This window comes from Christensenella sp. KGMB01412 (assembly GCF_055522415.1).
This window is the reverse complement of the sequence record NZ_JBVFVW010000008.1, coordinates 64,217-90,034: the sequence shown is the minus strand read 5'-3', so window position 1 is coordinate 90,034 and position 25,818 is coordinate 64,217. Positions and strand designations below refer to the sequence as shown.

Sequence of the window (25,818 nt, the reverse complement as noted above, 5' to 3'; positions counted from 1 at the left end):
TCCACGTCATACGCAATTAACGGGCGCGCCCTTCAAAAATGCTTCAAGGTTTGATACTGCAATATCCATCAGCCGTTGCCGGCTCTCCCTTGGAGCCCATGAAATATGCGGTGTAATAAAGCAGTTTTTCGCTTTAAGCAACGGGTTATCCCCACGGATCGGTTCAGTAGATACAACGTCCAGTCCCGCTGCCGATACCTTTCCACTTTCAAGCGCCTGTGCAAGGTCGTGTTCGTTGATCAACTGTCCCCGTGAATTATTAATGATGATAACTCCCTCTTTCATTTTATCGATTGTCTCGGCACGTATGATCTGCTCCGTGTCAGGAAAAAGCGGGCAGTGCAGCACGATTACGTCAGATTCGCGAAGAAGTGTGTCAAGGTCGCAACTCTCCTCTTCATGCACATATGTGTCATAAGCAATCACCCGCATCCCCAGTGCTTTTGCAATCCGGCCTGTCGCTTTACCAATCCTGCCATATCCAATGATGCCCATGGTCTTTTGGTCCAACTCGATCAGGTCGTAATTCCAATAGCACCAGTCTTTGCAATTTTCCCATTCCCCTCGGTGTACACTTTCACTGTGCGCGCCCACATGGTGGCATATCTCAAGCAACAACGCGATCGCCATCTGCGCGACTGCCGCTGTGCCATAGGTGGGAATGTTGCTGATCACAATTCCCCTTTCCTTTGCCGCCGCTACATCCACCACATTGTAGCCTGTTGCAAGCACGCCGATAAATTTAAGATTTGGACACTTTTCCAGCGTTTCGCGCGTAACCGGCGTCTTGTTTGTATAGACAGCCTGTGCGTCGCCAATTCTCTGCGCAACTTTATCTACGGGTGTCCTTTCATACACCTTCAGCCTGCCCAGCGCTTCCAGGCCTTCCCATGAAAGATCGCCCGGATTTTCTGTGTATCCATCCAAAACTACAATTTTCATTCCACGCCTCTCTTATCCAAGAACCCTCTTATCTTCTATGACATTTCCAAAAAGCTCTTCGTCTGTAGGAACCTTGAAATTCGGTATCTCCCGAATCACCCATGTTGTATTGATGTAATGTTTCCACGTAATATTTTCACTGGCAATGTTTCCGCCCCACGTGCCGCATCCAAGGGATATTGTAAATGGCATTCCGTTGTTCCAGTTCCCTGCATTCGCTTTTCCCTGCGCTACCCGAACGCCCACGCGCGTGGTATGGGTTTTAAGCGCATATTCCAAAATCCTGTCGTCGTCGAAGCTGTGGATGCCACAGGAGTGCCCTGCTCCAGAATACGCCTGAATTCCATTTACCAGCTCAATCGCATCTTCAAACGTATCATACTGGTAAAGCGTCACCACCACAGAGAGTTTTTCACCAGAGAACGGAAATTCCTTGCCATAGCCCGTTTCTTCCACGAGGATGCACGTCGTTCCCTCCGGAACCGTAAATCCGGATTTTTCAGCAATATTACTTGCCGTCGTGCATATGATATCCCCATTGAGGTGTCCGTCCACCCAAAGTGTATGCTGGAGCTTTTCCTTTTCCTCCGGGCTGCACAGGTAAGCGCCCTGCTTCTTAAGTTCGTCCAGTATCTTCTGGTAAACACCTTTTTGGATCACGAGGGAATTTTCTGTCGAGCAGCCGATCGCGAGGTCGTTTAATTGACTTTCCACTGTTTTTTGTGCCGCATCGGCAAGGTCTGCCGTTTCATCCACAACCGTTACGACGTTTCCTGCGCCCACGCCATAGGCCGGCGTTCCTGATGAATACGCGCTCTTTACCATTCCTGCGCCGCCTGTCGCCACAATCAGGTCGCACTGCTTCATCAGTTCTTTTGATAAAGCCATCGTTGGCTGTTCGATACACTGGATCAGGTCTTCCGGATATCCGAACCGCTTAACAAGCGCGCGCAGTTCTCCTACCACCATATTTGTCGTTTTTTTAGCCCGGGGATGCGGCGAACAAATAATTGCGTTGCGGCCCATCAGCGCATTCATCGTTTTGATAAATACCACCCCCGCAGGAACCGTCACAGGCACCATCGCTCCAACTACGCCCACAGGCTTTGCAATCTTTACGAGACACTTTTCCGGCAGTTCTTCGATGATCCCTACAGTTTTTGCTTCGTTAAGATCGCGCATCAAGCCGCGTGCACGGGCTTGGGTACGGGCGATTTTACTTTTCACATCCCCCATCTTTGTCTCTTCAAAATTAAATTCCGCCCAACGCTGCGCATTGTTAATTGCATACCAGCCAATGGCTGCCGCAAGCTCTCTCACCTGCTCCTGTGTGCAGAACTCTATTTGCTTCTGCGCTGCACGCGCTTTGTCCATCAGGCTTGAGATAAGCTCTTCTTCTGTTCTTTCTTCCTTCACAGTTTCCTTAACCATTTTTTTCTTCTCCTCTATTTATGATTACGATATTCAAAATCCTTTGACTTCATTGAGCCCTGCGCTTGCTAAAACATCCGCAGCCCTTTTGGCAACAGGCGCGTCCACCATTTTTCCGTTGATACTGATTACGCCCAGTCCCTGTTGCACAGCCTTTTCAAATGCTTCCACAATTTCCTTTGCCTCAGCGATATCGCGCTCGGAAAAAGTAAATGCCTGATTGATTTTTTCAATCTGAGACGGATGGATCGCCGTTTTTGCCGTCATACCGATTGAGCGGATATACGCAAGGTCCTGTTCGAAGCCTTCCACATCCCGATAGTCCACATATGGGGTATCGATCGCATCCACACCAAACGACCTTGCGATAAACGTAAGCTCGCTTCGTGCGTAGGAAAGCTCCTTTCCCTGCGCCGTGCGCCTGATACCCATTTCTTTTGTCAGGTCTTCCGCTCCAAACTGGACACCCGTTATTTTATCTGAGCTATTTAAGATTTCACGCAACGTTACAAGCCCGTGCATAGTCTCGATCAGCGGTATCAATCCAATCTCTCTGTCTTCTCTAAAAATAGTAACAAATGTATCCGCTATCGTGACTTCACGTGCTGAAGCCTTGGGCAGGATTACCGTATCCGGCTTGCACGGGAGGATCGCTTTCAGGTCTTCCATGCCAACAGAGTCCGACACCTGGTTTACCCGCACAACCAACTCCTTGCCTGTTTCCCTCGGTGCTTTTAACAGCTCACATACTGTCTGGCGCGCAAATTCCTTTTGGTCCGGCGCCACCGCGTCCTCCAGGTCAAAGATGACGCTGTCGCTATTGAACATTAATGCCTTCAAACATTTTTTGGGATCGCTCCCCGGTACATATAACATCGACCTTCTTTTTGCCTGCATGACTTTTCTCCTTATTGTAAATGACTTCTGTCAAATTTCTCTTTAATCCGTTCGAGGCTGTTTTTGATGTGGCTGTCCATCGCTTTCCAGGCACCCTCACAATCTCCGTCCTTAATCCTTTGTACAATCAACTCATGCTCCGCACAGGATTGCTTTGCCGATTCTATATCATATAGTAGTACTCTTCTGGGCATGGCGGCCTTTTGCCACAAACTGACAATTTCCGTTTCCATCCACCGGTTCCCGCACCCATTGGCAATCGTCGTGTGAAAGCGGGTATCGTTTTTTGAAAAGCTTACGCTATCGTATTCTTGTATAAATGGATTCCCGCTGCTCAAACACGCAAGGTTCTTAATTATATCAGACTGTCGGTTGTTCGCCACGCGGGCAGCTGCCGTCGACTCCAAAACGGACCTTAAATCCCACAACTCTTCCACATCTTCAATCGAATAACTCGATACCGTTACGCCACATCTGGGCTTGTATGAAAGGAATCCTTCCACCTGTAACACCCTGAAGGCTTCCCGGAGCGGCGTACGGCTGATTTCCATTTCATTACAAAATTCTTCTTCAACGATCTTTTCCCCCGGAAGCAATTCTCCTTTTATGATGCGCATCCTCAACTGTTCTGCGACTCTGTCTGCAACTGATGTTCTTGTAATTTTCATATAGCACTCTTTAATCTGCGAAATTGTTCGGTCTAATTTTGTTTGATGCTGGAACTTATAATTTAATGGGTGTATTGCATTTTACATTTTGTGTATTGCATTTTGTATGCAATCGCTTATCGTAATTTAAAACTAGCACATGGTTTTGGGGGTGTCAATACTCTTGCAGCCCTTTTAACCAAAGCCCGCAGCGTGATGAATTTTATTTATATCAAAATGTTGAAAAGGGCTATTTTTCTACAAAAACCAAACGGATGACTTGCATTATTTTTGTGAGGATGTAATATTGAGACATAAAAATTTGGAGGTTATAAATCGTGAAACGTATTGTACTCGTTCCTGATTCTTATAAGGGGTCTCTTTCCAGCAGCGAGGTCTGCCATATTATGAAACATACGATTTTAGAAGCACTGCCTGAATGCGACGTTGTGTGTATTCCAGTGGCGGACGGTGGCGAAGGAAGCGTTGATTGTTTCCTGGAAGCACTGGGCGGTCATAAATCTTATTTAACTGTAACAGGCCCGTTCGGCGAACCTATGCGTTCTTTTTATGGGGAGTGCGGAAATTTCGCAATGATCGAAATGGCAGCATGCGCGGGCCTTCCTCTCGTAAAGGGGAAGGAAAATCCTTTGCAGGCAACTACCTTCGGCGTGGGAGAGCTGATTCTTGACGCAATTTCAAAAGGGTTTCCCCAAATCATTATCGGACTGGGTGGAAGCGCTACCAACGACGCAGGCTGTGGTATGGCCGCCGCTCTCGGCGTCAAATTTTATGATCAGGACAATGTGGAATTTGTGCCAAGCGGCGGTACCCTGCATAAAATAAGCCGCATTGACACAACCCATATCGATCCGGCTGTACGGAATACGAAGATCATCGCCATGTGCGATATTTCAAATCCGCTTTATGGTGAAGAAGGCGCCGCATGGATTTTCGGGCCCCAAAAAGGCGCTGACCATAATATGATTCGGTTTCTCGACCAGGGTCTGCGCCATTTTTCAAAAATGGTAAAAAAAGACCTTGGTGCAGATATCGCCTTTCTTCCCGGAAGTGGGGCTGCTGGCGGGCTTGGTGCAGGGCTGGTGGCCTTTTTGGATGCGACCATGCAAATGGGGATTGATACCGTGCTGGAACTCACCGGTTTTTCCGAAATCGCCCGGTCTGCCGATCTGGTAATCACCGGTGAAGGCCGCCTCGACTCTCAAACACAACGCGGCAAGGTAGCGTGTGGTGTGGGAAAAGCGGCAAGGCGCGTTGGTGTTCCTGCAATCGCCATTGTCGGTTCTATCGAGCCGGGTTTTTTTGACTTTGACTCCCTTGGATTATCTGCCGTGTGGGATACCGTCGTTGCGCCGATGCAGTTAGCAGATGCCCTTGCGTTTACCAAAGACAACATTTCGATGATGACGCGCAACGCAATCCGTTTCTGCCAAAGTTTTTCCAAATAAAAAAGGCCTGGCCCTTCGCACTTGAAGAACCAGGCTTTTTTATCGATTCACAAACTATTTTTTGTATTACTTTTCAACTCGTTTTATGCGCCGTCACTCCTCATTTATTCCGCCCAAACGTCCTTCGCCATCCGGAAGGCTGCCCACGCTTTTGGCCATCCCGCATAAAAGGCAAGATGTGTCAGCGCCTCCGCAATTTCTTCTTTTTTGATGCCGTTTGCCTTTGCGGTTTGCAGATGATATTTTAGCGAGCCGTCCAAAATACCACCGGCTATTAATGCGGTCACGGTAATCAAACTCCTGTCACGCGGGGAGAGTTCTTTTTCTCTCGCCCATACTTCGCCAAACAATACATCGTCGTTTAACTGTGCAAACTTAGGGGCAAATCCGCCTAAGTCGTCTCTGCCTGCCGTCACTTTCTTCATCATCATACCTCCTGATATCCCATAAAAATCAAATCCTGATTCCGCCAGTTTAAATTGCGCCTACGATTTTATGCGGAACATACGGTTCCTCAAGATAAGTGATTTCATCGCCGGAAAGCCGGATATTGAGCGCACCTGCCGCATCGTCAAAATATTCTGCCTTAGTTGCGCCGATAATCGGCGACGCGACTCCTTTTGCAAACTGCCATGCCAGGGCAACCTGCGTCATTGTGGCATTGTGTTTTTCCGCCAGCTCGTTTACGCGTTGTACGATGGCATAATCTGTTTCCTGCGTTCCGTCGTATTTTGAAGCGGCCATCTTGTCGGTCTCGCTTCTCTTTGTATTGGCCTTCCACTCCATACGCGAAAGCCTTCCCGCAGCAAGCGGGCTGTAAGGTGTAAGCGCTACATTTTGCTGCTTACAAACAGGGATCAGCTCACGTTCATCCTCACGGTATAAGAGATTATAGTGGTTTTGCATAGAGACAAAAGGCGACCAGTTGTTCTTTTCTGCAGCAAGCTGCATATTAAAAAACTGATAGCCATACATAGCGGATGCGCCCAGCGCCCTGACCTTCCCGGATTTTACCAGGCTGTCCAGCGCTTCCATCGTCTCCTCTACCGGCGTGTTGTAATCAAAACGGTGAATGATATACAAATCGACATAATCGGTTCCCAGCCGTTTTAGGGAACCGTCGATTTCCCTCAGGATAGCCCCTTTTGATAAATTTCCCTCGTTAAAATAAACCTTGGTGGCAAGCACCACCTGATCGCGCGGCACATTGCCGCGAATAGCGCGTCCCAGATATTCCTCGCTGGTTCCGGCAGAATAAGTGTTGGCAGTGTCAAAAAAATTGATGCCAAGATCAAGTGCGTGCTTTATTATGGTTTCGCTTTCCTTCGGATTCAGCGTCCATGCGTGCATTTTACTGGCAGGATCGCCAAAACTCATACATCCAACACAAAAGCGCGACACCTCGATGCCGGAATTACCCAATTTTATATACTCCATATTCTCTCTCCTTTCTGATTTACTTTTATCATAATACCTGGAGTGCACTCCAAGTCAACAGGAAATTTAATCAACATTTTTGCACCGCCCGCTAACGACTTGATTGCTTCAGGTGGAAAACGTATTTGAATCATACTAAAATAAACAAAGCCCGGCATTGCCGGGAGTATTTATATGCGGGCGTAGCCCTAAGAATACTAGCCGCATCTCAAGACGCATATTGATCTGCCACTTGCGCTGCTGCTTCTTGCTACCCATAAACGGGTAAAGGATAGAATTTGGAATTTATATCCCAAATTCTTTTGCATAGATAACTTTACCACCAATCGGCTTCGCTTTTTCCTGTAAGTTAATTGCCATAAAATTATCGGCAGGTATACCATTTGGGACTTCAATATTGAACCGTTCCGCAGGAATATATCCAACCTTAGGATAGTACGTATTGCTCCCCAAGACCAATGAATACGGATATCCTAATCGTTTCGCAATCTTATGCCCTTCCAAAATCAAAGCTTTTCCAATTCCCTGTCTTTGATATTTCGGTTTCACTGATAGTGGCGCTAAAACAAGTACTTCATCATTACCTACGTTAGCTTTTGTAAATAAAATATGCCCTGCCATTTCTCCATTTATTTCAGCAACTAAAGACAATTCTGGAATGAACGCATTTCCTGCTCTTAAATCAACCACTAAATCCTGCTCATTTCCGTCAGAATGTTCTGCTGTCATAAATGCTTCTGCAATAAGTTTATAGATTTCCTCGTAATCCTTATGCGTTTCTTGTCTGATAATCATTGAAAACAACCTCAACAAATTTTTATTTTCCATTTCTATTGTATCATTTTTTTACTCATTTTGATTGTTTCAAGTCTTTCTCTCCCGATATTCTTATAATTTTTTGTGGTAAACGATTTTTCCACCGGATAAATATAGGATACTATCTGCCACAAGGTCGATTAGTTCCATATCGTGTGTAATGAGTACCACATAGTTGCCCTTGCTCGCCAATTCTTTCAAAATGCCAGCAGTAAGGCGCATATTGTGGCCGTCAAGCCCGCTTGTCGGCTCATCGAAAACCAGAATACGTCTGCCGCTTACAGAGGCGAGCGCTAATAAAAGCCTTTGTTTCTGGCCTCCCGAAAGGGAAATCGGATGCCGCTCGCGGTATTCCCAAAGCCCTACTGCTGCCAGTGCCTTTTGCGTTTTTTCGCGGCGCTGCGGATCGGATTTATATCCGATATAAAATTCTTCTTCGACCGTAGGCGCATAGAGTTGGTAATCTGCGTCCTGCTGGACAAAAAAAGAAGCTTTGGTACGTTGTTTCCGCCGGAGGAACCGTCCCTCATTCTCCACCGCCCCCTGTGAACGGTAAAGACCTGTCACGGCGCGGCATAATGTAGATTTTCCCGCTCCATTCTGCCCTGCAACAGCAAGGATTTGCCCCCGTTGTACATGGAAGGATACATCATCTAATATTTGGCTTCCGCTCCGGAAACAGGAAATCCCCTGTACGCGAAGAACTTCATCGCCTTGTTCCAAAGCAGTTCCACAAATCTTGAGTTTTGGTTCCTGAAATCCACGTATCCCCATCGTGCTAAGCTGTTCCGGAGTAAGGGAAAGCGCCTCGTCCCGACTCAAAATGGAGCTAATTTTTCCATTTTCCATGAAAACCAACCGGTCAAATAACTCACGCACATAGGAAAAACGGTGTTCGGACAACACGATCGTACAGCCCTTTTCTTTTAAGCGATATAACAAAATGGAAAGATGCTGTATCGCTTCGCTGTCAAGGTTTGCAGATGGTTCATCAAGCACGAGTACCTTCGGCTCCATGGCGCAGACAGAAGCAATAGCAAGGCGCTGCTTTTCTCCGCTGGATAGCGGGAAAATCCGTCGGCCCATCAGGCGTTCAATCTCCAAAAGCGAAATCGTTGCAGCCGTCCTGCGGTGCATTTCTTCACGTGCAAGCGGAATATTTTCCATCCCCAATACGAGTTCATCTGTTGCGTTGGTTGCGAAAAACTGACTGCGGGGATCTTGGAATACGCTCCCCACAATGGTTCCCAATTCATGGATCGGAATCCTTCGGGCATCCCTTTCGCCAATGCGGTATTCTCCAGTGAGGACTCCTTCGTAAAATTGCGGACAGAGCCCATTCAAAACACGTGTAAGCGTTGTCTTTCCACAGCCGCTCACCCCGGACAAAAGAATACACTCTCCCTGACCGATGGATAGGTTGATTCCCTGAAGTTGTCCGGCTCCTTTGTGTGCGCCCGGATAGGCATAACAAATATTTTTCAGTTCAATCATCATATGCCTCCCAATCCAGCTTTATCGAGAAACGCAAACAAGAAGACTGCTGCGGTATATCCGGCGCATAAAGCAATATCTTTCCGCGAAAAACAGAGAGGGCGGTAACTTACAACCTGACCGCCAAACCGCACGCCGCGAACGGTAATGGAAGCGGACAGTTCATCCGAAATTTTGGTAGTGCGCATAATCAGAGGCACCAAAATATACTCCAGTGTCGAGGGCAAATGTGCCAATGTATTCCAAAAACCGACGCCAATGCCCCGGAATTTTTGTGCGTTGCGGATACACCGATATTCCTCTCCAAGCGTAGGAAAAAAACGCAGTATAACAGCAACCGCGATTCCGCCGGATTTGGGGATATGGAGCACATGGAACGCAGCGAGCAAACTTCCGGTCGGCGCTTCCCCGATCAAGAAGGCAAAGGAAAGCGGGATCATCGCCCGCCTCCCTAAAATGCCAATGTTGGAAAGCGCGCTGCCAATAAAAAAGGTAGAAAGGTCTCCCAGTAATTGTACGCCTGCCCAGGAAAGCCAGAGCAAAAACAAATATCCGCCAAGGTAAACCGGAATCCGGACAGCTTTGCCGCACATTGCCTGTATAACCATACAAGCGGCAAAAAGGAATGCAAGGCTTGTTTCAGTTCGAATTACGATAACGGCTATAATGCTGGCAATGCACAGGAACAGGTAAGTCCGTGGATCGAGAAGTTTTTTTTCGTTATTCATGGATTTATACGGCACCAGCCGGGCGGAAATGTTTTTTCATCAGCTTTCTTCCTAAGAGGTAACCGACGAAAGTAAGCGCAGCGGCGCATACCAGGGCAATCGCAATATTCTGTGGCGCAAGCCAGAATCCTTCCACTGAGGAAAGCGCGGCGTCCGCTGCGGCCTGATCCATACCCATTGCCATATAGCTTTGTACCATACTATCCCGAAACAACAATAACGTCAGGGTTGATCCCATTGCATTCAGGCAGCCCATGAGAATAATGGGGATAGCCGGCCGCCAACGGCTTTCATATCCGCCCTTCAGCATAATGAGTTCATTTACAACAGCAAGGATTACAAAGAACAAAAATACATAGACGCTGCCAGACAACAGAAAATACAATCCGTAAATAAGAGCGGGGAAAATCTGTGCGCCGGGATGCGGGCATTTGGCAATGATTACCACGTAGATAATTCCCCAAAGTATCCCAGCCAGGCCGGGTACGAGAAAATAAAGAAGCGGCATACTTGCAGAAAACGGCGCGCTAATGATTAACGATAGCACCAGCATCAAGACAGAAAGAAGTACGTCTGTTACAAGTTCTTTCAAGTTTAAGAATTTTCTTTTTGGAATTTCCATTTCATTTTTCCTCCATATGTTTGAATTGTATTGATTGGGCTTCATTTTGAATCGCCCATAATCTTTGATACAGTCCTTCCTGCGCCAGAAGTTCGTCATGCGTTCCATGCTGAGTAACGCTACCGTTCTCGATCACAAGAATTTGATCTGCCCCGCGAACAGTTTTTAGGCGGTGTGCAATCATAATTACCGTTCTGTTTTTTGCAATTTCGTCTAATGCGTTTTGTACCAAGGCCTCATTATCTGCATCCAGCGAAGCGGTCGGCTCGTCCAGAAGCAAAATCGGAACGTCTTTGAGTAACGCCCTTGCGAGCGCAATCCTCTGCCGCTCCCCACCGGAAAGAGTGGCGCCGCCCTCTCCTACCATCGTGTCATATCCCTCTGGCAATTTACTGATAAAGGTATGGCAGCTTGCTTTTCGGCAAGCTTCTTCCAACTGCCCGTCCGGAATATCTTTACCAAAACACAGGTTCTCACGTATGGTTCCGCGGAACAGATAGGTATCCTGCATTACCATAGAAATATTGGAAAGCAGGCTGTCTGGCTGAATCTGGCGAATATCCCGTCCATTTGCAGTAAGCATCCCTTCCTGATTGTCCCAAAATCGTGCCATCAACCGGAGCAAGGTCGATTTTCCGCTCCCGGAGGGGCCTACTAGCGCAGTAAACCGGTCGGCCGGGATATCAAAGTTTGCCGAGCGAATCACGTTCTCTTCACTGCCATACGAAAACCCGACATCCCTGAAACAATATTCATCCACTTTTTCCACCGTCTGGCTGCCTTCCTGTGAAGGTGTCTCCATCACGGAATCCAGCCGTTCGCCGGATGGGGCCATACCGCGCAATGCGCCAAGGCTCGTTACCAACATCATCATAGGAGATGAGAGCTTGGTTGCAACAATGATAAGCCCTATATAATCGAGGATATGCAGTCCCCCGCCAAGAAGCATATACATACCGGATACCACGATGACCGGGACGACAAATTGTGTAAGCACGGAACATAGATTTCCCAGGCTCCCGGCCACAAGTTCGTCTTTCATGGTCGTTTTCCGTAGATTGTCATATGCCTTCTGAAGCTGTTTGAATCCTTGGCCGGCTTGTCGATAGGCCTTAAGGTCTTTCATGCCATGCAGATATTCGTTCAGCTGGGTAGCGGCTTTCGCGCGCGCTTCCAAGACTCTACGGCTGGTCCTGCTTTTTATTTTTCCTGCGAAATGATTCATCAGCAGACATACCGGAAGCAAGGCAAAAGCTGCGATTGCCATACGCCAGTCAAATATAGCCATCCAAACGGCGAATACTACCATTAACAAACTTGATGCAATGGTAAATGGGAGCCAATAACACATCGTATATTCGACATTTGCAAAATCGTTCCCAAACGAATTGATCAACTCTCCGGATTCTTTTTTTGTAAAAAATCCGAGAGGTAACGTGCGCAGTTTTTTAATATAGGCAATCCGTTTTTTCGCTGTGTCACGATAAGCCCTGAAATAAGTATTCCAATAGGAGATCAATTCAATGACATATTGCAGGGCGCAAAATACAAGCGCAGCGACAGACAACTGGATCAGGCTCCCGGTGTCCAGTGTATAGGGTGGAAAAAAGGCTGCGCCAAACACATATATTCCGAAAAAGACCAAAATAGCGGGAACCAGCGTGGACACCTCAGATACAAACAGCCATACAGTGGGCGCAATTAACTCTTTGGGATGGTGAAACGTGAATTGTTGTATCATCTTACGCATGGGTAGTGACTCCTTTCATACTCCATTGTTCGCTTTCGCTTTGGATCTTCCACAGATGGGCATATAGCCCATTTTTTCCCAGCAGGAACCCATGCTTCCCTTCTTCCGCTACTTTTCCTTCCGATAAGACGAATATATGATCAGCATCCTTTATGGAGTACAAGCGGTGTGCAATCATCAGCACAGTTTTTCCCTGCAGCAGCTCTTCCATCGCTTGGCGAAGCGCAAGTTCATTTTCCGCATCCGTAAAAGCCATCGCTTCGTCCAGTACAACAATCGGAGCATTTTTCAAAATTGCCCTCGCAATGGCGATCCGCTGCGCTTCCCCACCGGATAATTTGTGTCCGCCATCGCCCAGATGCGTATCATATCCTTGTGGAAGCGCGGCAATAAAATCGTGGCAACGTGCGGCACGCGCAGCCTCTTCAACCTGAGCCCGGCTTGCTTGGCGTCCCATTGCGATATTGTCGAATGCGGACTGTGCGAAAATGTGCGTATCCTGAAAAACGAATGCAACCTGGTCCATCAGTGTCCCGGTTTTCATGTCCCTCAGGTCGACACCGCCAATGGAAATCGAACCTCTCTCGATATCCCAAAACCGGGCAAGCAGTTGTCCTGCCGTCGTTTTTCCGCCGCCTGAAGGCCCTACAAGGGCAGCAAAACTTCCTGATGGAATTTTCATGCTGACATGGTCAAGCGCCATTCGCCTGAGCGGATCAGATGCAGGCTGATAGGAAAAAGATACGTCATGGAAAACAATATCCGCGCCCTTTGGAGTTTTTCCGTTCTGGGGTTCCACCATAGGCACACAGTCGAATACGTTGTCGATCTGATCCATCTTAACGGAAAGATTTTGTAAATCAGAGCCCATCTCAACAAGTTCCATCAACGGATTCATGGCAGCCGGACCAATGATAAGGAACGTCAATATCTGGCTCACCATTTCCTGGTCGCCAGGATGATTTAGGACTAGAATCGTTCCCGCAGCAAGGATAAATGCAAGAAGCGACAGGGTAATTGTTTTGTATGCTCCAAAAATTGGAGTAACACGTTTTAAGTAAACGGCCCAGTATTGCCGGGTTTTTTCAATCAGTTCTGTCAGCTTGGAAGCGGCCGCTTTGGAATGCCCGAATATCTTTTCTTCTTCCATTCCCGATACATACTCCGAAAAAGAAGCGTCAAGGTCGGTTACCGTTTTATTGAGGTTCGCCCAGTTTTTTTGTCCGCGGCTCCCGCCAAAAGCGGAAAATTGAATGGCGAATGCAATTCCGAGCGCGGCAAAAACCGTTATAGCCAGCCATACGTTTAAATAAAACATCAGCGCGGCAAGTGCAGCCAGCAGCAATGCGGCTCCTACCACATTGGGAAACGTATGAGCCATGATCGATTCCATTTTTTCGACATTATCTTCCATCATTTTTTGCGTAGCGCCCGCGCGCCCATCAGTAAAAAATCCCATACTTAGTTTTCCCATGTGTTCCATGATGCGCAGCCGCAGGCGGTAAAGAGCATCGAAAACCGACGCGTGGCACAGGCAGCTTCCTCCGATCGTGCAACCAATCCCTGCTGCAATGCTGCCTACTGTAACGCCCGCCCATGTAAAAGCAGAGGCTGATTGAAAAACCGTTTCTTGGGCTGCCGCAAAAAGGAATCCCTCAACGATCCGGTAAATGGCATAAAACGGTACTGCGGCCAAGAGGATTCCGCCTGCTGACAAAATAATGCCGATCGTATATTTCCCTTTCGGGCAGCAAGCCATGGAAAATACCCTGCTAATTGTATTTTTCTTTTGCTTGTACATACCCTTCCTTTCCCGCCGTAACCATTCTTGACCGGCGAATCGAATCATAGTATAATTTTCCGTAGTTAGTTTGCGCTAACCGTTTGAAAGAATAGCATAAAATTATCTTACAGGCAAGGCCTTTCCTGCGTTTGGAACGATACCCTCCAAAGGGCCGGTAATTCGTTCATCGCCTTTGTTTTCCAGTGTTTGACGAAAAACAGGCCGGGAAAATGTGTGCCAAAACAATACGGCTTATGCCAAAATAATACGGAGTAAGAAAATGATCGTATCCAATTCAATAAAAGATGTATATACATTGTACGAACGGTTGGGTGGTGTCAGGGAAGATACCCAAAGAGGCGTAATTTACCGTTTTCCCGGCGGCTGCGGGGCAAAGGCGTACGGACGTGTAGAATTGTGCGGCGATCCTGCATCCCTGATGTTTGCAAAATCAGACATTACGATATACGAAGGATACTTGAGCCGTACGCAGCTTCGACAAAAATATATGGGGTTTTCCATCAATAACGCAGACGCAGTAGAGACTTACCGGCGTAGAGATGAAAAACGCACGCTGGATGCAGGGCTTCATTTTTATGTTTGTATTTCCACCGTACCGTTTTTTATGCGGGTACCAAAAGGGGCCCATCTCACGTTTACTGCGTTATATTTTTTTGAAGATTTCTTCACCTGTAACAATGTCTCCCTCCCTGCCGATTTCTGGCCTCTTTGCGATAAGTTACTGAATGCGGAGACAGTGTTTCTTCCCACATTATCCGCCCTGTGCCGGCAAATTGAAAGCTGTTCCCTCTCCGGTGCGGCATTCGACCTTTTCCTGCGCGGACAAGGGCTTGCTGCGGCAGGAATGATCATGGACTATATGGATCGCAGCCGTACGGAACCGTGTATCTCATTGCGGCGGGAAGACCATTTGCTGCTCGAACAGGCAAAACAAATACTAAAAAAAGAATTAATCCATCCACCGACAATTTCTGTACTTTCTTCAATGGTAGGAATCAATAAAAATAAATTGCAGGAAGGTTTCCGGCTGACCGAAGGAAAATCGGTTTCGGAATATTTGCGCGCGGTGCGGGTAGAACGTGCGGTGGAACTTTTGACTTCAACTTCTCTTCCAGTGGAGAAAATCGCGGCAGAAGTAGGATACCACAGCAAAGCAAACTTTTACCATACATTTCAAAACGTCTACGGATATACGCCGGGGCGGCTGCGTGGTATGATGGCAGAAGAAAAAAGAACAAGAATAGATAATTCCTCTTGGTCTAAGTGAGTACCCATACCGGGGAATGCCTTAACCATATAAGCGGGCTGCGATACGATCTTCCGCAGAAGCGTGTGCGGTGTGTCCCCCTCAGGAGCTTGCCACGATTTCGCTAATGCCGATCAACGCCTGAATTTTCCCAATAAAAACAGGATACGTTCTCTTGGGATCGTATCCTGCCGTTTCATGTCATTCATTTCTCGCTGCATACTGCTGCGCCTTGCAAAGCTTACTGCGTTTTCTACATAAGCGCGAACATCGATTGGCGCAAGCTTGGGGTAAAGGGGTAAATTTTGGCTCGTTCACAAGCCTCCATAAGTCCGCAAACCCGCATGATTACTGGGCTTTTTCTTTCCTTACTTTCCAATGGGTTTCATCGTGGGGAACAGCAGCACATCACGGATCGAGAAGCAATCCGTGAGCAGCATAACCATCCTGTCCACGCCGATTCCCATACCGCCCGTAGGAGGCATTGCGTACTCAAGAGCGGTTACAAAATCTTCGTCCATCATGTTCGCCTCGTCGTCTCCGGCCTCGCGCTTCGCAACCTGATCCATAAACCTTGCGCGTTGGTCGTCCGGATCGTTAAGCTCTGAAAACGCATTCGCAAGCTCCCTGCCCGTGATAAACAGTTCGAAACGCTCCACCAGCCAGTCGCTGCCCGGTTTCTTCTTTGCAAGGGGCGAAACCTCGATTGGATAATCGCATATAAACGTCGGCTGGATGAGGTTTTCTTCCACCTTCTGCTCAAACGCCTCGTTCAAAAGCATCCCACGCGACGGCTCACCTTCGAACGCGATTCCCGCCTGCTTTGCAAGCGCACGCGCCTCTTCGTCCGTCTTACACGCCGCAAAATCCACGCCCGCATATTCCTTCACCGCGTCGTTCATGGTAAGGCGCTTCCACGGCGCGCCCAGGTTGATCTGCGTTCCCTGGTATGTGATCACATCGCTGCCAGACACCTGCTTCGCGCAATAACGGAACAGCTTCTCGCACAAATCCATCATACCCTTATAGTCAGTATACGCCTGATATAATTCTACTGTTGTAAATTCCGGATTGTGCTTGGGATCCATGCCCTCGTTCCGGAAAATCCTGCCAATTTCATAAACACGTTCAAAACCGCCTACGATAAGGCGCTTCAAATGCAGCTCCGTTGCAATCCGAAGATACATATCGATATCAAGCGTATTATGATGCGTAATAAACGGCCTTGCAGTCGCTCCGCCCGCGCTCGGCTGGAGCACCGGCGTTTCCACCTCGATATAGCCCTGTTCGTCCAGAAAATCGCGAATCCCCTTAATAATCTTCGAACGCGCGTAAAACGTATCCTTCACATCCGGATTCACGATCAGGTCTACATACCTTTGGCGGTACCGAAGGTCCGTGTCTTTCAACCCATGCCATTTTTCCGGCAACGGCAGCAGGGATTTGGAGAGCAAAACAACCTCGTGGCTTTTTACCGATATTTCGCCTGCATTCGTCTTAAAAACCTCGCCCGTAACGCCAACGATATCGCCGATATCAAAGCGTTTATATTCCGCATAAGGCTCGTCGCCCATCACATCGCGCCGGGCGTAAATCTGTATCTTGCCCCTGCCGTCCATAATATGGAAAAAGCTTGCTTTTCCCATAACGCGCTTAGAGATAATCCTTCCGGCAACGCTTACCGTGCTGCCCTCAAGCGCATCAAAATTACCAATAATATCAACCGAGGAATGTGTCTTATCAAAGGTTGTAATTTCGTAAGGATCCCGTCCTTCTTCCTTGAGCGCGGCAAGCTTATCCCTGCGCACGCGCAGAATCTCAGACAGCTCCTGCGTATTTTCCTGCTGTTCCATTCTATGCTTCTCCTTATCTGTGAATATCCAGTATCTTCAGCTTGACTACGCCGCCGGGCGTTTCCACTTTCACGAGGTTGCCCACTTTTTTGCCCAAAAGCGCGCGCCCCACAGGAGACTCATTCGATATTTTATTGATGCTGACGTCCGCTTCTGCAGATCCGACAATTTTATACTCGATTTCCTCGTCAAATTCTTTGTCCAGAACCCTGACCGTCGTCCCTACGTTTACACGCTGAACATCCACGTCGTCCTGGTCTACAACCGTCGCGTTGCGAAGCATTTTTTCCAGCATTACGATCTCGCCTTCAATCTTCGCCTGCTCGTTTTTCGCTTCGTCGTATTCGGCGTTCTCAGAAAGATCGCCAAACGCTCTTGCCACTTTAATCTCTTCCGCAATCTCAAGCCTGCGGACAGTTTTTAAGTATTCCAGTTTTTCTTCCAGCTCTTTCACACCCTGGTGTGTTAATACTACATCCTCGTTTGCCATTCATTTCTCCTTCTGCATACGGCGTTTACCGCATACTCCTATCCATTTTACATGACATATATTATCAGGGAAAAGGCCCGGTTTGTCAAGTTGCCGGCTGTCCTCCTACTCCTGCGGCGTTCCCTTTGCTGCAAGAAATTTGTCGATTTTTCCCTTTGCCCGCTGCAATGCGTTATCGATTGACTTTTCATGCCGGTTCATGATCTTTGCAATTTGCTGGTAAGAAAGCCCCTGAAGGTAAAAGGATAACACCTTTTTCTCAAGGCCTGAAAGCATATTGGTAATTTCTTCCTCAATGCTTGCATAGTCCTCTTTATCAATAATAATCTCCTCCGGGTTAGACACCTTTGTCGCCGCGATGATGTCCACCAGCGTGCGCTCCGATTCCTCGTCGTAGACCGGCTTATTGAGGGATACATATGTATTGAGCGGCTGGTGCTTCTGGCGTGTCGCCGTTTTGATCGCCGTGATAATCTGGCGCGTAATGCACAATTCTGCAAACGCACGGAACGAAGCCTTTTTTTCTACGTCGTAATCACGAACCGCCTTATAAAGTCCAATCATGCCTTCCTGCACAATATCTTCCTTATCCGCGCCGATCAAAAAATAAGACCTTGCTTTGGCGCGCACAAAATTTTTATATTTATGCAAAATATATTCAAGGGCAAGGCTGTCCTCGTCGGCAAGCGCAACAGCCTGCTCGTCCGTAAGCAGGGCGAAGCGCTCAAATCCGGCGTGTACGACAACCTTTTCGTCCTGCGCCGGTTCCTCCATCAGTTCCCCATCCTGCCCCTTCAAATTCTTTTCCAACTGCGTCCCCCGCATTCCAATTTTATTTCAGCAAATCCTGCCTGCGCTTTTCGTAAATCATAATGCTCGCCGCGCACGACGCATTAAGAGAGGTCGTCTTTCCTCCCATCTCGATTTTTACAACCATATCGCATAATTCCCTGGTAAGGCGTGCAACCCCTTCGGATTCCCCGCCTATCACAAGCGCTATCGCGCCCGTTAAGTTTGTCCCCGCAAGCGGCTGCCCATCCATATCTGCCGCTGCGATCCAAACATTTTTTTTCTTGAGTTCTTCGATTGCATGATTGATATTCGTAACCTTTACAATCGGAATATACTGCGCCGCTCCGCACGACACCTTAAACGCAGAGGTTGTAAGCGAAGCCGAACGGCGTTTGCCAATAATCACCCCGTGCGCTCCCAGCGCTTCGGCGCTCCTGATAATCGCGCCAAGGTTGTGCGGATCCTGTATGCTGTCCAGTATCACAATAAAAGGTTGCTCTCCCCGCACTTGGGCAAGCTCAAAAATATCGTCCATTTCGCTGTAGGCAAATGCAGGGATCTGTGCAATGATGCCCTGATGGTTCCCGGGCTTTCCGTCATGCCCCATATCGGCGCACATCTCGTCCATTTTGATGCGCGGCACTTCTGTTATCACAATCTTATTCTGGCGCGCAAGCATAATGAGCTCGCGGATACTTCCTTCCGACTGGCCCTGCATCACATAGATACGGTCTATCTGCTCTCCGCTGCGGATCGCTTCACGTACGCTGTTGCGTCCAAATATATATTCGCCCCTCTTTTCAATCATTGCGGTTACCCTCCATCAGAGCTTTATGCCGCCGCTTCACCTCCGCAGCCCTGCCGCACGTCATCCTGCCTTCCTGGCATGCGCCGCCCACGCAGGACGGCCCCGCGTTCTTAAAGAGCCCCGGCGCTGCCTCCATCACAAGCGCAAGCATCTGCCATGCAAGCTCACGTATTTCCCACTGTGCGCGATTGCAGCACCGCAGGCTAAAGAAGTGCAAAAGCTCCCTTGCGTTCATCGTAATAATCATTTTTGTCTCGCAGGCATTTGGCAGTACAAACCGCGCATCCTCATTGGATTTTTCCCCACTGGCGCCAAGCGCCGTTACCCACTCGTCATACCACTTCTGCATGGTCTGCATCTGGTGTTCATACTTCTCCACCGCTTCGCTTCCAAGCGCTTCAATGCTTGGCGGTATGATATAGGAAAACTCCCCCTTTTTCGCACTCTGGTTCACATAGCGCTGGGACTGCACCGAAAAACTCGCCAGCCTGTGCCTTGTGATCTGCGCGAGAAGCGCACGCGATACACCCTCCACCCCAAACGAAAACGACGCGTGTTCTATCGGAGATAAATGCCCCATCTGCGTCAGCCTGTCAATGAACTCCGCGCTTTTGGCGGTCTTTTGCAGTTGTTCGATATCCGCTTTGGAATAACAGAGCTTCGCCCCCATCGAAACGATAAGCTCCGGGTCCGGCGTAGCCATCAGCAATACTGTTTTTAAAGTCGTTTTGGGCATTGATACTTCCTCACTCTCAATATAGGTTTTATGTCTGTCGCGCTACAGGTCAAACTCCATCGTACCGAGTATCTCGTTCACGCGTTCCGCCTGTCCGCTCAGGTACAGGTAGCCAATCACAGCTTCAATCGCCGTCGCGTATTTATAATCCGCAACGCTCATATTTTTTGGTGCGGAAGGGCTTTTGGCATTGCGCCCCCGCATAAAAATTTCACGCTCCTGCTCTGTAAACCGTTCCAGCCAGCGGTGCGCAAATTCGGACTGGGCCTTCGCGTTCACAAGCCTGATGCTCATGGAGTGCAGTTTGCCCGCATTTTTGGAGCAACCCAGTACGTGCTTCGTGCGCACGTACAAGTCAAAAATACAATCCCCAATATATGCCAGAGTAAGCGGCGGCAGCTGCGCCGCTTTTGTTTCGCTTAAAATAAATTCATCCTGCAGATTATTCAGCATTCCCCTGCTCCAATTTATAATATTTGATCCCGTCCACGATACCTTTGACTACCTTATTCTGGTAATCGTCGTCCTGCAGCTTCTTTTCCTCGTCCGGATTTGTAAAAAAGCCGCATTCCACAGTTACGCTCGGCTGGCTTCCCGGCTTCAGGAGGCGGTACCTGCCGCAGTTCACTTTTCGCGGCGATTCGATTTCCAGCTCGTTGTTCATAATTTCCTGAATACACTTTGCAAGCTCGTTTCCAAGAACGGAATCCGTATGGTAAAAAATTTGCGGCCCAACCGCGTCGGCGCTTTCAAAGCTGTTCTGGTGCACGCCGATATACATATCCGCTTTTGCATCCCTGATGATCTGTTCGCGTTTTTGCATATCCGCTTCCTTGCGCTTGGCGATGTCCATTTCTTCCGCCGCTGCAATAGGCTCATCTGATTCGCGCGTCATAACGACCGTGACTCCCTCGTCCTCAAGCGCTCTTTGCAGCTTCAGGCCGATCTCAAGGTTCACTTCCTTTTCCAGCCTGCCGGTGGAAACGCCTATCGTCCCCGCGTCCGTATCTCCATGCCCCGGATCTACAACGATTTTCATTCCATCAAGGCCCACAGAAGTAAGGTCCGGCCCATCTGCGTTCCCCTCTTCCTTTGCACAGGCGGTTATTGTAAAAATAAGCAGCGCCGCAAGCAATATGATTAATGCTTTTTTTAAACGCATTCTCCCCCGTCCTAACTTTATGTGGAAAGCTCCATAACAGGCTCCGCGTTGAGGTCAAGCCCTGCGCGCGAGCCCTTCAAAAATTCATAGTACGCACACGAAGCAATCATAGCCGCATTGTCAGTACAATATTTCAGTTCCGGAAAATACAGCCGGAGCCCTTCTTCTTCCGCTTTTTTCTCAAACGCAGAGCGTATTTGCTCATTGGCGGAAACCCCGCCCGCCACAGCGATTATTTTTGAGTTTGTCCTTGCCGCTGCTTCAAATGTATTTTTTACAAGCGTGTCTGACACATTTTTTAAAAAGGATGCGGCGACGTCCTCTTTCCTGTACGCTTCGCCAGTTTGCTCAAAACGGTGGAGCAGGTTGATCACCGCGGTTTTCAGTCCGCTGAATGAAAAATCAAGGTGAGCCTCCCCACGAAAACTGTGCGGGAACCGATACTTGTTTTCATCGCCTTTTTTCGCGAGCTCCTGCAGGTTCGGCCCGCCGGGATACGCAAGTCCCAGTACGCGCGCCACCTTGTCAATCGCCTCGCCTGCCGCATCGTCGCGTGTCCTTCCAAGCGTTTCATAGGTCGTATAATCGCGCGCCAATACAATCTGCGTGTGCCCGCCTGAAACGACCAGACACAGGAAAGGCGGCTCAAGCTCCCGGTGCGAAATATAATTCGCACAAATGTGCCCTGCAATGTGATGCACCGCAATCAGCGGTTTTTTCAGCACATAGGCAAGGCCCTTCGCGTAAGAAACGCCCGTAAGGAGCGCGCCCACAAGCCCCGGTCCGTTTGTGACCGCAATCGCGTCGATTTCGTCAAATCCACCCGCTGCCCGGACAGCAGCCTCCACCACGCCCGGCAACTTTTCCACGTGGTTTCTTGACGCAAGCTCCGGTACCACCCCGCCATACTCTTTATGTATTTCAATCTGCGTATACAAAGCCTCAGAGATAATCTCGCGTCCGTTTTTCACAACCGCAGCCGCCGTCTCGTCACAGGAGGTTTCAATCGCTAATATTCTAATGTCTTCCATGCTTCTTCATCCTTTGATATCCAATTCCCGCCGCTGCGGCAGTTCCGCACGTAACAGCCAAAAACCAAGCCAGTATCTTTGCCACCATATCTGCAAAGAAATCCTGTTCGAACATACGTATCATCCTCGAGGTAGCCGGATCAAGCATCCACAGGTCGTTCGTAAAGAACACATGGTGAAAGCTAACCCAGAAATAATTGAAATCGGCTGCCGCAACGCAGCCAATCACGGCGAAAAAAGCAAGCACGCCGACCGCTGCCCAAAAATATGCCTGCAGTACCGGCCCTGCCGCCCTTCTTCGTTTCAACACAAAGCAAAGCGCAAGCAATCCCCCGCCCACGCAAAAGCCAATCGCCATAAACTGTAAGGCTTTCTGGTAGAGCGCCTTCACATCCACCATATGCGCCTTTTCACGCTCGTTATAATATTCTTCCTCCTGCCCGTTTACCTGTACCTGCAAATCGAGCGTGGGGGTTTTATCTTCCAGATAATCAAGCAGCGTATCAGTCGCCATCCCGAGACTTTCCCCGGATACGCCCACATACGCCGCCGTATTCATCTTCTTGTATTCATTTTTATAAAAATCGTGATCAAAAGCAATCGCCTGAATGCAGAGCACCGCAACCGAAAAAATCAGCAAAACCGCGGCAACCGCCGCCATGAGCCTTATTCCTGCCAGATTTTCCTTTTCGGCTCCGATTTCGCTCATTCTACCTCTCCGCTTTCAATCAAACAGGCACGAATCGGCGATCCGTCGGCCTCGATTTTCAATGGCAGGGCGCACAGGAAATAATCTCCCGCCTTTACCTTGTCAAGATACAGGGATTCCAGTACGACGATTCCTTCCGAAAGAAGTATTTTGTGCACTTCGTCCCCGCCGATGGAAAGATCGTCCGTTCCAATCAGGCGAACGCCCGCGTCCACAAGCTTCTGCGCGCTTTTTGCCGTCAGCTTCGCTGGAACGCCGGGCGCGCTCTTGAGCAAAATCTTCTTGGTTCCCGCCGGAACCCGGAAATCCTTTTTATCCACAACCACGCATTCTCCTACCAGATCGTTCAAGGGAATGTCTTTGGTTGTACGCGCGCCGTTCAGCACATGCGAGGGCGCGTCAAGATGCGTGCCGCTGTGAGAACCCATCGAAAGCTTGGTAACGGAATAACCGTAATTATCCACTGTGAAAAAGCATTCCAGACGAACGTGCGGGTCTCCTTCATAAACCTTTGTTTCCGCGGTCAATTCGCGGGTAATATCAATAATTTTAATTTTAAACACCTCATATATTTTAAGCCTCAGCGAATGGTTGCAGGCTTTCCCCGCCGCCACTCTGCCCATACGGTTCCGTAGTTTATATTATAGTGATTTTCATCTTCTTTTTCAACTCTCCCGCAAATTATTCATAAAATTGTATCAAATTGCGTATTCACAACAAAAAACAAGCGGGCAGCGCCCGGACGCATTCCCGCTTGTTTGACTGATTCATCCGTTTATTTCATGATTTCCTGCCCGACGATTCGCGCCGCGCATTCCACAAGCTGCGCACACGGACGTTTTCTGTAGTACTCCTGCGTCCGTTCCTGCGGCGTTGGCTCGCTCGTTTTTTCCGCAAGTCCCAAAAGCTCCCTGCATACAATAGAGCCATTTTCCTTTCGAAACTGTTCGCCAAGTTTCTGGATTCTGGCATAATGCGCCTTTTTCGCTTCCCTGTCGGCTGGATCGGCATACCCGTTTTTCAGGCCTTCCACGATAAACATTCCGCTTACCGCTCCACAAACCTCGCGCAGCCGCCCCATGCCCCCGCCAAATGAGGAAGAAAGCTTTGCGGCAGTCTGCCGGTCAATGCCGATCTCGTCCGCATATGCAAGCACCACGGCCTGAGCGCAGTTATATCCCTGCTTAAAATAAGCGACAGCCTCCTCTGGTTTGGTACTCATAGCTTGCTGACCGTCTCTGCGGCGTTCTCCAGCCACTCGCCCTTTACCTTACCGATTGTCCCCGCATCCGCGGCCCGCGCGATTTCAGGATCCACAGGTACCTTTCCAAGCACAGGAACGCCAAAGCGTTTTGCGGTTTCCTCGATATGGCTTTCTCCAAATACGCTGATCTGCTTTTTGCAGTCCGGGCATTCGAGATAGCTCATATTTTCAACCAGGCCAATGATTGGCACGTTCATCATCTTTGCCATGTTGACGGCCTTTTCCACAATCATGGACACAAGCTCCTGCGGTGAAGTAACAATCACGATTCCGTCAAGCGGGATCGACTGGAACACCGTCAGAGGAACGTCGCCTGTTCCCGGCGGCATATCTACCAGCATTACGTCCACATCCGTCCAGATCACATCCGTCCAGAACTGCTTGACCGTGCCCGCGATAATCGGCCCGCGCCACACGACAGGCTCCGTTTCATCCGGCAGCAGAAGGTTGATGGACATAATCTGTATCCCTTCCTCCGTCTCCACCGGAAAAATCGTATCCTCCGTGCCCCGCGCTTTTTCGGTCACGCCAAACATTTTGGGAATCGAAGGGCCTGTGATATCCGCGTCCAGAATCGCTGTGCGAAGGCCTTTGCGCTCAAGGAGCACTGCCAGCATGGAGGTCACGAGGGATTTTCCTACGCCCCCTTTCCCGCTCACAACGCCAATCACCTTTTTGATGCTGCTCGACTGGTGCGGCGATTCCAGAAAATCCGCCGGATTCATCTGTCTCGAACCGCATTCCTCCCCGCAGCTTCCACAATCGTGCGTACAATTTTCACTCATTTGCCTCATTCTCCTTATCCGTTTTAAAATCTACCTGTTTTATTAATAAACCAGAGCGGCTGCTTTTATTGCTGTTCCCTGTCTTTTTTCATATCGGCTTCCTTGATTTCCTTATTCAGGAAATATGAAATCACCGTACGGATCGCTACAATCGCCGCCAGCCGCACGATATCATCAAACGTCGGCTTTACAATCGAATCTATGATATCTGCCGCGATCAGTATTTCAAGGCTTAACAGGACATAGCCTCCAAGGCGGTTTTTGGTTTCCGTCAGCATCTGAAGCCTCGCGTTTTTATCCCGCGGCCTGATTTGCGAAATCAAAAAATCCTTTACGCTGAGCACCACGCCCCACACCAGTATGATAATGGAAACAAAACTGAGGCACGTGGTGATAATGTCAAGATACGGCGCAAAATATTCCATGTTTTTTCCTCCCGCGATAAACGCATTGTTTTGGCTCCGGCCAAGGCGCACCGGTAGCCTTATACGCTATACGCAAAAAAACGCAGGCAAGAAATGCTGCGTTTTTCCTGAAAGCGCAAAATTTCTTACGCTTATCTTTTCCGCTCTTATTTCTTGGGCAGATTTTTGCGCGGGTTGCGCAGGTATTCCTTGAATTTCACACGGAACATTACAAAGTACACCACCACGCATGTCAGGATATACACGATGCTGATAATGCTCCAGATTGAAGTAATCCCCTCGCTGCTGGTGTATTCCAGAATAGAAAGAACAAGCAGCGGAACACCGGCAATCCAGCAGAACCTCCTGAGCATTTTGCAATGTTCTTCCTGCATCTCTGCCGGATAATCATTTTCGTAAGCCTTACCTGACCCCTTGATTGCGTAATACAATAAATATACCGCAATAAAGATGTCAAATAACATCATAAAATTAAAAGCG

28 protein-coding genes are annotated in these 25,818 nt (G+C 48.7%); 2 read left to right on the top strand and 26 right to left on the bottom strand.

Going from position 1 to position 25,818, the window contains the following annotated elements; translation table 11 throughout:
• Positions 1–6 precede the first annotated feature (6 nt).
• The 4 genes from ACS5WU_RS11790 to ACS5WU_RS11775 are packed head-to-tail and all read right to left on the bottom strand — an operon-like array spanning position 7 to position 3,938.
• Positions 7–942 (bottom strand): D-2-hydroxyacid dehydrogenase, encoded by a 936-nt coding sequence (locus ACS5WU_RS11790; protein WP_046443724.1) that lies wholly within the window; start codon positions 940–942, stop codon positions 7–9.
• A gap of 12 nt (positions 943–954) precedes the next feature.
• On the bottom strand, positions 955–2,373 hold the full coding sequence (locus ACS5WU_RS11785; protein ID WP_046443725.1) for an aldehyde dehydrogenase family protein: 1,419 nt from the start codon (positions 2,371–2,373) through the stop codon (positions 955–957).
• Between the two features lie 33 nt (positions 2,374–2,406).
• Positions 2,407–3,270: an HpcH/HpaI aldolase/citrate lyase family protein gene (locus ACS5WU_RS11780; RefSeq protein WP_046443726.1), complete on the bottom strand. Its 864-nt coding sequence runs from the start codon at positions 3,268–3,270 to the stop codon at positions 2,407–2,409.
• 11 nt (positions 3,271–3,281) lie between these two features.
• On the bottom strand, positions 3,282–3,938 hold the full coding sequence (locus tag ACS5WU_RS11775) for a GntR family transcriptional regulator (protein WP_046443727.1): 657 nt from the start codon (positions 3,936–3,938) through the stop codon (positions 3,282–3,284).
• 317 nt (positions 3,939–4,255) lie between these two features.
• On the opposite strand from ACS5WU_RS11775, the gene ACS5WU_RS11770 reads away from it, so the two are divergent.
• Entirely contained in the window at positions 4,256–5,386 is a 1,131-nt protein-coding gene (locus tag ACS5WU_RS11770; protein WP_046443728.1) for a glycerate kinase family protein, read from the top strand.
• Between the two features lie 104 nt (positions 5,387–5,490).
• Here the strand turns inward: ACS5WU_RS11770 and ACS5WU_RS11765 are convergent, their stop codons facing one another.
• The 8 genes from ACS5WU_RS11765 to ACS5WU_RS11730 form a co-directional block, all read right to left on the bottom strand.
• The gene (locus ACS5WU_RS11765) at positions 5,491–5,814 is read right to left on the bottom strand and encodes a carboxymuconolactone decarboxylase family protein (RefSeq protein ID WP_414734474.1); all 324 of its coding nucleotides are present in this window, start codon (positions 5,812–5,814) and stop codon (positions 5,491–5,493) included.
• A 46-nt stretch (positions 5,815–5,860) separates the two neighbouring features.
• Positions 5,861–6,823: an aldo/keto reductase gene (locus ACS5WU_RS11760; protein ID WP_320607195.1), complete on the bottom strand. Its 963-nt coding sequence runs from the start codon at positions 6,821–6,823 to the stop codon at positions 5,861–5,863.
• A gap of 285 nt (positions 6,824–7,108) precedes the next feature.
• Complete coding sequence (locus ACS5WU_RS11755; protein ID WP_302760394.1) at positions 7,109–7,618, bottom strand: GNAT family N-acetyltransferase; 510 nt, start codon at positions 7,616–7,618, stop codon at positions 7,109–7,111.
• Between the two features lie 93 nt (positions 7,619–7,711).
• Positions 7,712–9,133, bottom strand: coding sequence for an ABC transporter ATP-binding protein (locus tag ACS5WU_RS11750; protein WP_302760395.1), 1,422 nt, complete (start codon positions 9,131–9,133; stop codon positions 7,712–7,714).
• Positions 9,133–9,861, bottom strand: a complete 729-nt coding sequence (locus ACS5WU_RS11745) for an energy-coupling factor transporter transmembrane component T (protein ID WP_302760396.1) — start codon at positions 9,859–9,861, stop codon at positions 9,133–9,135. Before ACS5WU_RS11745 ends, ACS5WU_RS11750 begins: the two co-directional genes overlap by 1 nt.
• A 4-nt stretch (positions 9,862–9,865) precedes the next feature.
• On the bottom strand, positions 9,866–10,483 hold the full coding sequence (locus ACS5WU_RS11740) for an MptD family putative ECF transporter S component (protein WP_046443734.1): 618 nt from the start codon (positions 10,481–10,483) through the stop codon (positions 9,866–9,868).
• Position 10,484: 1 nt separating this feature from the next.
• Positions 10,485–12,224: an ABC transporter ATP-binding protein gene (locus ACS5WU_RS11735; RefSeq protein ID WP_465089173.1), complete on the bottom strand. Its 1,740-nt coding sequence runs from the start codon at positions 12,222–12,224 to the stop codon at positions 10,485–10,487.
• Position 12,225: 1 nt separating this feature from the next.
• Entirely contained in the window at positions 12,226–14,034 is a 1,809-nt protein-coding gene (locus ACS5WU_RS11730) for an ABC transporter ATP-binding protein (protein WP_302760398.1), read from the bottom strand.
• A 262-nt stretch (positions 14,035–14,296) separates the two neighbouring features.
• On the opposite strand from ACS5WU_RS11730, the gene ACS5WU_RS11725 reads away from it, so the two are divergent.
• Complete coding sequence (locus ACS5WU_RS11725) at positions 14,297–15,304, top strand: helix-turn-helix domain-containing protein (RefSeq protein WP_302760399.1); 1,008 nt, start codon at positions 14,297–14,299, stop codon at positions 15,302–15,304.
• Positions 15,305–15,651: 347 nt separating this feature from the next.
• Here the strand turns inward: ACS5WU_RS11725 and lysS are convergent, their stop codons facing one another.
• From lysS to ACS5WU_RS11655, 14 genes are all read right to left on the bottom strand, one after another.
• Complete coding sequence (lysS, locus tag ACS5WU_RS11720) at positions 15,652–17,136, bottom strand: lysine--tRNA ligase (protein WP_302760400.1); 1,485 nt, start codon at positions 17,134–17,136, stop codon at positions 15,652–15,654.
• Positions 17,137–17,149: 13 nt separating this feature from the next.
• Positions 17,150–17,626, bottom strand: a complete 477-nt coding sequence (gene greA / locus ACS5WU_RS11715) for a transcription elongation factor GreA (RefSeq protein ID WP_046443740.1) — start codon at positions 17,624–17,626, stop codon at positions 17,150–17,152.
• 105 nt (positions 17,627–17,731) lie between these two features.
• Positions 17,732–18,400 carry an RNA polymerase sporulation sigma factor SigH gene (gene sigH, locus ACS5WU_RS11710; RefSeq protein WP_059109486.1) on the bottom strand — a complete coding sequence of 223 codons (669 nt, stop codon included), beginning with the start codon at positions 18,398–18,400 and terminating at the stop codon, positions 17,732–17,734.
• A gap of 58 nt (positions 18,401–18,458) precedes the next feature.
• Positions 18,459–19,226 (bottom strand): 23S rRNA (guanosine(2251)-2'-O)-methyltransferase RlmB, encoded by a 768-nt coding sequence (gene rlmB / locus ACS5WU_RS11705; RefSeq protein WP_059109456.1) that lies wholly within the window; start codon positions 19,224–19,226, stop codon positions 18,459–18,461.
• Positions 19,219–19,962 carry an FAD-dependent thymidylate synthase gene (thyX, locus tag ACS5WU_RS11700; RefSeq protein ID WP_046443741.1) on the bottom strand — a complete coding sequence of 248 codons (744 nt, stop codon included), beginning with the start codon at positions 19,960–19,962 and terminating at the stop codon, positions 19,219–19,221. Before thyX ends, rlmB begins: the two co-directional genes overlap by 8 nt.
• Before the next feature lie 42 nt (positions 19,963–20,004).
• A complete protein-coding gene (locus ACS5WU_RS11695) occupies positions 20,005–20,415 on the bottom strand; it encodes a Mini-ribonuclease 3 (protein WP_046443742.1) in 411 nt (136 codons plus the stop codon).
• Positions 20,405–21,124, bottom strand: coding sequence for an N-acetylmuramoyl-L-alanine amidase family protein (locus ACS5WU_RS11690; RefSeq protein WP_302760401.1), 720 nt, complete (start codon positions 21,122–21,124; stop codon positions 20,405–20,407). The genes ACS5WU_RS11695 and ACS5WU_RS11690 overlap by 11 nt, the downstream gene beginning before the upstream one ends.
• 17 nt (positions 21,125–21,141) lie before the next feature.
• Entirely contained in the window at positions 21,142–22,155 is a 1,014-nt protein-coding gene (gene tsaD, locus ACS5WU_RS11685; protein ID WP_046443744.1) for a tRNA (adenosine(37)-N6)-threonylcarbamoyltransferase complex transferase subunit TsaD, read from the bottom strand.
• Complete coding sequence (locus tag ACS5WU_RS11680; protein ID WP_302760402.1) at positions 22,142–22,864, bottom strand: TIGR01906 family membrane protein; 723 nt, start codon at positions 22,862–22,864, stop codon at positions 22,142–22,144. The genes tsaD and ACS5WU_RS11680 overlap by 14 nt, the downstream gene beginning before the upstream one ends.
• On the bottom strand, positions 22,861–23,487 hold the full coding sequence (locus tag ACS5WU_RS11675) for a cyclase family protein (RefSeq protein ID WP_052740484.1): 627 nt from the start codon (positions 23,485–23,487) through the stop codon (positions 22,861–22,863). The genes ACS5WU_RS11680 and ACS5WU_RS11675 overlap by 4 nt, the downstream gene beginning before the upstream one ends.
• A gap of 152 nt (positions 23,488–23,639) precedes the next feature.
• The gene (locus ACS5WU_RS11670; protein ID WP_046443746.1) at positions 23,640–24,086 is read right to left on the bottom strand and encodes a C-GCAxxG-C-C family protein; all 447 of its coding nucleotides are present in this window, start codon (positions 24,084–24,086) and stop codon (positions 23,640–23,642) included.
• Positions 24,083–24,913 carry an Mrp/NBP35 family ATP-binding protein gene (locus ACS5WU_RS11665; RefSeq protein WP_046443747.1) on the bottom strand — a complete coding sequence of 277 codons (831 nt, stop codon included), beginning with the start codon at positions 24,911–24,913 and terminating at the stop codon, positions 24,083–24,085. The genes ACS5WU_RS11670 and ACS5WU_RS11665 overlap by 4 nt, the downstream gene beginning before the upstream one ends.
• 65 nt (positions 24,914–24,978) lie before the next feature.
• Complete coding sequence (locus tag ACS5WU_RS11660; protein WP_302760403.1) at positions 24,979–25,338, bottom strand: DUF1622 domain-containing protein; 360 nt, start codon at positions 25,336–25,338, stop codon at positions 24,979–24,981.
• A gap of 146 nt (positions 25,339–25,484) precedes the next feature.
• Positions 25,485–25,805 carry a hypothetical protein gene (locus ACS5WU_RS11655; protein ID WP_160295625.1) on the bottom strand — a complete coding sequence of 107 codons (321 nt, stop codon included), beginning with the start codon at positions 25,803–25,805 and terminating at the stop codon, positions 25,485–25,487.
• Positions 25,806–25,818 lie beyond the last annotated feature (13 nt).